Origin of the sequence: uncultured Lutibacter sp., assembly GCF_937891065.1 — a bacterium.
Lineage (GTDB): Bacteria > Bacteroidota > Bacteroidia > Flavobacteriales > Flavobacteriaceae > Lutibacter.
In genome coordinates, this window is record NZ_CALAEQ010000044.1 from 1 (window position 1) to 6217 (window position 6217).

6 protein-coding genes and 1 pseudogene are annotated in these 6217 nt (G+C 29.4%); all 7 read left to right on the forward strand.

Annotation, left to right across the window (positions count from 1 at the left end):
• Positions 1–375 precede the first annotated feature (375 nt).
• Entirely contained in the window at positions 376–1476 is a 1101-nt protein-coding gene (locus Q0352_RS02575) for a Re/Si-specific NAD(P)(+) transhydrogenase subunit alpha (protein ID WP_299523139.1), read from the forward strand.
• Positions 1477–1488: 12 nt separating this feature from the next.
• Positions 1489–1791: an NAD(P) transhydrogenase subunit alpha gene (locus Q0352_RS02580; protein WP_299523142.1), complete on the forward strand. Its 303-nt coding sequence runs from the start codon at positions 1489–1491 to the stop codon at positions 1789–1791.
• Positions 1791–3194: an NAD(P)(+) transhydrogenase (Re/Si-specific) subunit beta gene (locus tag Q0352_RS02585; RefSeq protein ID WP_299523146.1), complete on the forward strand. Its 1404-nt coding sequence runs from the start codon at positions 1791–1793 to the stop codon at positions 3192–3194. Before Q0352_RS02580 ends, Q0352_RS02585 begins: the two co-directional genes overlap by 1 nt.
• A gap of 117 nt (positions 3195–3311) precedes the next feature.
• On the forward strand, positions 3312–4745 hold the full coding sequence (locus Q0352_RS02590) for a TonB-dependent receptor (RefSeq protein WP_299523149.1): 1434 nt from the start codon (positions 3312–3314) through the stop codon (positions 4743–4745).
• A 70-nt stretch (positions 4746–4815) separates the two neighbouring features.
• Entirely contained in the window at positions 4816–5367 is a 552-nt protein-coding gene (locus tag Q0352_RS02595) for an RNA polymerase sigma factor (protein ID WP_299523152.1), read from the forward strand.
• A gap of 32 nt (positions 5368–5399) precedes the next feature.
• Entirely contained in the window at positions 5400–6020 is a 621-nt protein-coding gene (locus tag Q0352_RS02600; protein WP_299523155.1) for a hypothetical protein, read from the forward strand.
• Positions 6021–6030: 10 nt separating this feature from the next.
• Positions 6031–6217, forward strand: a pseudogene (locus Q0352_RS02605) (sensor of ECF-type sigma factor); the annotation flags it as partial.

The window sequence follows — 6217 nt, forward strand, 5'->3', positions numbered from 1 at the left end:
ATTTTATATAATAAAGTACAAGTATAACTAAAAAAAAAGGTTAGATAGTGTAAAATTACTTACAATTGTTAATTAAGTATAGTCCTAAATAAATTTGAATTAAACTTTTAATGAAATAATTGTAATAATTATTACACACTGTATAAGTTCGAAAAAAATTTGATTAATATCAACTTCAAACCTTGAATAAATACCTATATTTACACAATTATCATTAAAAAATGAACAACAGTATACTTTTTATAATGAATAACATTTTTTTAATATGATTATACTACTATATATAAACCAAACTAGCATTATTGTTAGTTTTCTTTTTTATAATTTACAGAATACTAATTTATATAATTTTATACACAATAAAACCATTAATATATGAAAATAGGCGTATTAAAAGAAACACCATTAAGTGAGAAGCGTGTTGCTATTTCACCCAATATAGCCAAACAATTGATTGGAAAAGGGTTTGAAATTTTGGTTGAACAAGATGCAGGTACAAAATCTTCATTTAAAGACTCTGATTTCACTTCCGTTGGTGCTGTTATAAAAAATAGAGATCAAGTTTTTAAAGAATCAACTATTTTAATAAAAATTAATCCATTTGATAGTGATGATTTAAAATTAGTAAACAAAGATCAAATTTTAATGAGTCAGTTATACTATAAATCACAACCTGAGTTAATTGAAGCAATTGCAAAAACAGGTGCTACAGCTTTTTCAATGGATGCAATGCCTCGTATTTCAAGAGCACAGGATATGGATGTTTTAAGTTCTCAAAGTAATTTAGCAGGTTATAAAGCTGTAATTACTGGAGCACATGAAATGACAAAAATATTCCCTTTAATGATGACAGCTGCAGGAACCATTATCCCATCAAGGGTATTAATTTATGGTGTTGGTGTTGCTGGTTTACAAGCAATTGCCACTGCAAAACGTTTAGGTGCAGTAGTTGAAGCTACAGATATTAGAATGGAAACCAAAGAACAAACTGAATCTTTAGGTGCAAAATTTATTTCTGTTGATAATACTGGAGAAGAATCTGAAGGTGGTTACGCAAAAGAAGCATCAGAAGATTATGCACTCAGACAAAAAGAAGCCGTAAACAAATCATTATTTCAAGCTGATTTAGTAATAACAACTGCAATGGTACCAGGACGTAAAGCTCCTGTATTAATTTCTGCTGAACAAGTTTCTCAAATGAAAAATGGTGCAATTATTATTGACTTAGCAGCTGCACAAGGTGGAAACTGCGAGCTAAGTAAAATGGGAGAAACCGTTATCACAAATGGTGTGAAAATTATTGGAACTACAATGGCACCAGAAAGTGTATCTACTAATGCTAGCGAATTGTACGCAAAAAACATGTACAATTTCTTAATGCATTTAACTGAAGAGAACCAATTTAAATGGGAATTAGAAGAAGAGATTACAGATGGAACATTAATTGTTCATGATGGTAAAATTAGAAAAAACTAAAACTGAATAAATATGAATGAATTATTAAAATTTATTAGCAATAATCTAGAATTAATATATATCCTGATTTTAGCGATATTTATTGGTGTAGAATTAATAAAAAATGTTCCATCAGTATTACACACTCCTCTAATGTCAGGAGCAAACGCTTTAAGTGGTGTTGTAATTATAGGAGCATTATTAGTAATGTTAAAAGCGGATACTCCCTTAGCTTTAGGTATGGGATTTGTTGCTGTAGTATTAGGAATTATAAATGTAGTTGGTGGTTTTGCTGTAACCGACCGTATGTTACAAATGTTTAAAAAGAAAAAATAATGAGTATAACATTAAGTATTATCTATTTAATTGCAACCGTTACTTTTGTTATCGGTTTAAAATTTCTAGGACATCCTGAAACTGCTAAAAAAGGAAATTTCATTTCAGCTACCGGTATGATTCTAGCTATTATTGGAACTTTATTTTTACACGGTTTCGAAAATGTACCTCTAATAAATTATATATTAATTGGGGCTGCACTTCTTGTAGGAACAATAATTGGCTGGTTAATAGCCATGAAAGTTGAAATGACAAAAATGCCTGAATTGGTGTCTTTATTCAATGGATTTGGTGGTGGAAGTGCCTTATTAATTGGGTTAATTGAATTCAATAAGAATGTGGGAGTAGAAGATTCTATGAAAGCATCTGCATCAATAATAACAACTATACTAGCGGCAATAATTATTGGAAGTATCACTTTCACAGGAAGTTTAATAGCTTGGGCTAAATTAAATGGTTCAATGAAAGATATAAGACTTCCAAAGTACAACCTTATTAATAATGTGATGTTTTTAGCACTTGCAGCATTCGCAACATATATTGTGCTAATGAATACCGATAGTTTTCTATTAATTACTATTTTACTAGTGGCTTCTTTAATATATGGTATTTTATTTGTAATCCCAATTGGAGGTGCAGATATGCCAGTAGTAATTTCTCTTTTAAATTCTCTAACAGGTATAGCCGCAGCTATTACTGGTGTTTTATATGGCAACATGGTAATGTTAGTTGGAGGTATCTTAGTTGGTTCAGCCGGTTTAATTTTAACTTTTGTTATGTGTAAAGCTATGAACCGCTCACTATCTGGTGTAATATTTGGTGCATTTGGTGGAGATTCTGATACAGTTGCTGCAACTGGAAAATCTGGCGGAAGTATCAAAAAAACAACTGCAAGTGATTCTGCTATTTTATTGAACTATGCAAACAAAGTTGTGATAGTACCTGGCTATGGTTTAGCAGTTGCACAAGCTCAACACGTAATTCACGAACTAGAAACTCTTTTGACAAAAAAAGGTGTTGATGTATCCTATGCTATTCACCCCGTTGCAGGTCGTATGCCAGGACACATGAACGTGTTATTAGCTGAAAGTAATGTAGATTATGATAAGCTAATTGAAATGGACGATATTAATCCACAATTTCCAAATACTGATGTGGTATTAGTTGTTGGAGCTAATGATGTTGTTAATCCAGCTGCTCATAACGATCCTGCTAGTCCTATTTATGGAATGCCAATTTTAGATGTAGAAAATGCAAAACATATTATAGTAAACAAACGTACTATGAATGCTGGTTATGCAGGTATTGAAAATGAATTATTCTTCAATACTAAAACTTCAATGCTTTTTGGAGATGCCAAGAGTGCATTAACTGAATTGGTAAGTGAACTTAAAAATATGTAATATTTAATTAAATACTATACATTAAAGAAGGGTGAAAATTAAATTTTCACCCTTCTTTTTTTTCAATTTCTAATAACTCTCATTTTTTACTACTTTTGCAAAAACTAAAAAATTAAAATGGCTCTAAAGTTAAAAGGTGATACAGAAATTAATCTTGTTCCTTCAAGTAAAGCAAAAGCGCTTAAGATAAATTTGAATAAATATATTTATGGAACATTTGCGGAAATAGGTGCTGGTCAAGAAACTGTTCGTCATTTTTTCAGGTCTGGTGGAGGTTCAGGAACTATTGCCAAAGCAATGAGTGCTTATGACAAACATTTTTCTGATGCTATTTATGGTGTTGAAGAGGATGGTCGTTATGTTACTGAAGAACGATTAAAAAAAATGCTTCATCATGAAATTGAACTTACAGAAGATAGATTAAGCAGAAAAGATCACCCTGGAAAGGTGTTTTTCTCATATGCAAACACAGTAACGACTATTGATTTTGCCAAAAAATTTAAAGGACATGGTTGGGTTGGATTAAAATTTCAATTAGATCCTTTAGAAAATTATAATGAAATTATTTTACATGTTAGATTTAAAGAAACTGACGTAAAATTACAACAGGAAACACTGGGTGTTTTAGGTGTAAACTTAATTTATGGAGCGTTTTACTTAAATAATAAGCCAAAAGAATTGTTGAAATCATTGTATGATAACTTACATGAAGTTCAACTTGAAATTGATATGATTAATTTTTCTGGACCTTGTTTTTCAGATGTTGATAACCGATTAATGAGTTTATTATTAGTTAAAAACAGAATGACTAATGCTGTAATGTTTGGACCAGATGGAAATAACCTATTACCTGCTCAACAACTATATAAGGCAAATATTTTAGCGCTGCGAGGTAGTTTTAGACCTGTAACTAAAGTAAATATGGATATGCTTAAACTTGCAGAACAACTATTTATAAATAAAAAAAAGGTTAACAAAGACAATACTAAAATTATTTTTGAGATTACATTAACCAACTTAATTTCCGAGGGAGAAATTGATGAAAGAGACTTTTTAGAAAGAGCTGAGTTACTTTGTTCTCTAGGCCAAAATGTTATGATTACCAATTATCAAGAATACTACAAGTTGGTTGAATATTTATCTGAATTCACCAAAGGAAGAATAGGTTTAGCTATGGGTGTCAACAATTTTGTACAAATTTTTGACGAAAAATATTACCGTAATTTAAGTGGAGGAATTTTAGAGGCTTTTGGTAAATTATTCTTCAAAGACCTTAAGGTTTATTTATATCCTACTAAAGATAGAAGTACTGGAGAAATTAAAACTAGTGAAAATCTAATGGTACACCCTCGTATGAAAGAATTGTATAAATTCTTTAAATACAATGGAAAAGTTGTAGACATAAAAGATTATAATTCTGAAATATTAGGCGTTTACTCGAAAACGGTTTTAGAAATGATTTCTAATAGAGAAAATGGTTGGGAAGAAATGTTACCTGATGGAATCCCTGAAATTATTAAAAAAGATCGATTATTTGGTTACACAAAATAAAATTTGAGAATTTGAAGTAATTTTTGTTTTTAAATTAAACCTTTAGTAACTTTCAAAGTCTAAGTACTAAATGAAACGTGTGAAAGACGAAGAATTATTGGTTGCTCAACTTAAAAACCCTGATACGCAAGAACAAGCATTTCGAGATTTAATGTCTTTATACAAAGAACGTTTGTATTGGCATATTCGTAAAATTGTGTTATCACATGATGATGCTGATGATGTTCTTCAAAATACCTTTATAAAAGTTTTTAAAAACATTCATTCATTTAAAGAAAATAGCAAATTGTATTCTTGGATGTACCGAATTGCTACAAATGAAGCTATTACTTTTATAAACAAAAAAGCAGCAAAACAACATATAGATATTAGTGAATTACAGCATAAAATGGCGAATGATTTACAAGAAGATACTAATTATTCAGGTGATGAAATTCAGCTTTTATTACAAAAAGCAATTTTTACATTACCACAAAAGCAACAATTAGTATTTAACATGAAATATTATGATGAAATGAAATATACTGATATTTCTGAAGTTCTTGGAACTTCAGTAGGCGCTCTAAAAGCATCCTATTTTCATGCTGTTAAAAAAATTGAAGAATTCTTAAAATCATATTAAACTATTTTAGTTATAAATAGTCAAACTAACAAATGAAAAGAAAAGATTTACATAAAATAGCTCCAAAATTAAGTGAAATTTCACTTGAAAAGGTTGGTTTTGAAATACCCGAAAATTATTTCGATTCTATTGAAGATGCTGTTATTGCTGAATTAAAATCTGAAAATCTTCTTAAAAAAGAAACTGAAAAAACATTTAAAACACCCGAAAACTACTTCAATTCAATTGAAGATATTGTACTTGCAAAATTGAAAGCAGCAGCAATTCAAAATAATACTGAATCAACAATACCCAAAAATTACTTTGATACACTAGAAGATCAAGTTTTATCTAAAATTAAAACAACACCAAAAGTAATATCCTTAAAAAGTAGATTTATTAAATTTGTAGTGCCAATTGGGATTGCGGCCTCACTCCTATTGTTTTTTGTTTTGAACAATAACTCAGCACCCCTTACATTTGAATCTTTAGCTTCTTCAGAAATTGAAACTTGGATTGATAATGGGAATATTGATATTGATGCTTTAAGTATTGCTTCAATATATCCGGAAATTGAATTAAAAAGTGATATTTATAGCTCCTCACTCTCTGATGATGAAGTTTTAGAGTATTTAAATGATGAAGATTTAGAAAATTTAATTTATGAAAATTAAAAATTAGAACATGAAAAAATTACTATTAATTTTATTTACAATACTACTTTCCACTAGTGCTGCATTTGCTCAACAGCAAATAAATAGACAAAAAATAAAAGCATTTAAAACATCATATATAACTAATGCTTTAAACCTTACACCAAAAGAAGCTGAAAAATTTTGGCCTGTTTATAATTTATATTCAGATAAAATAC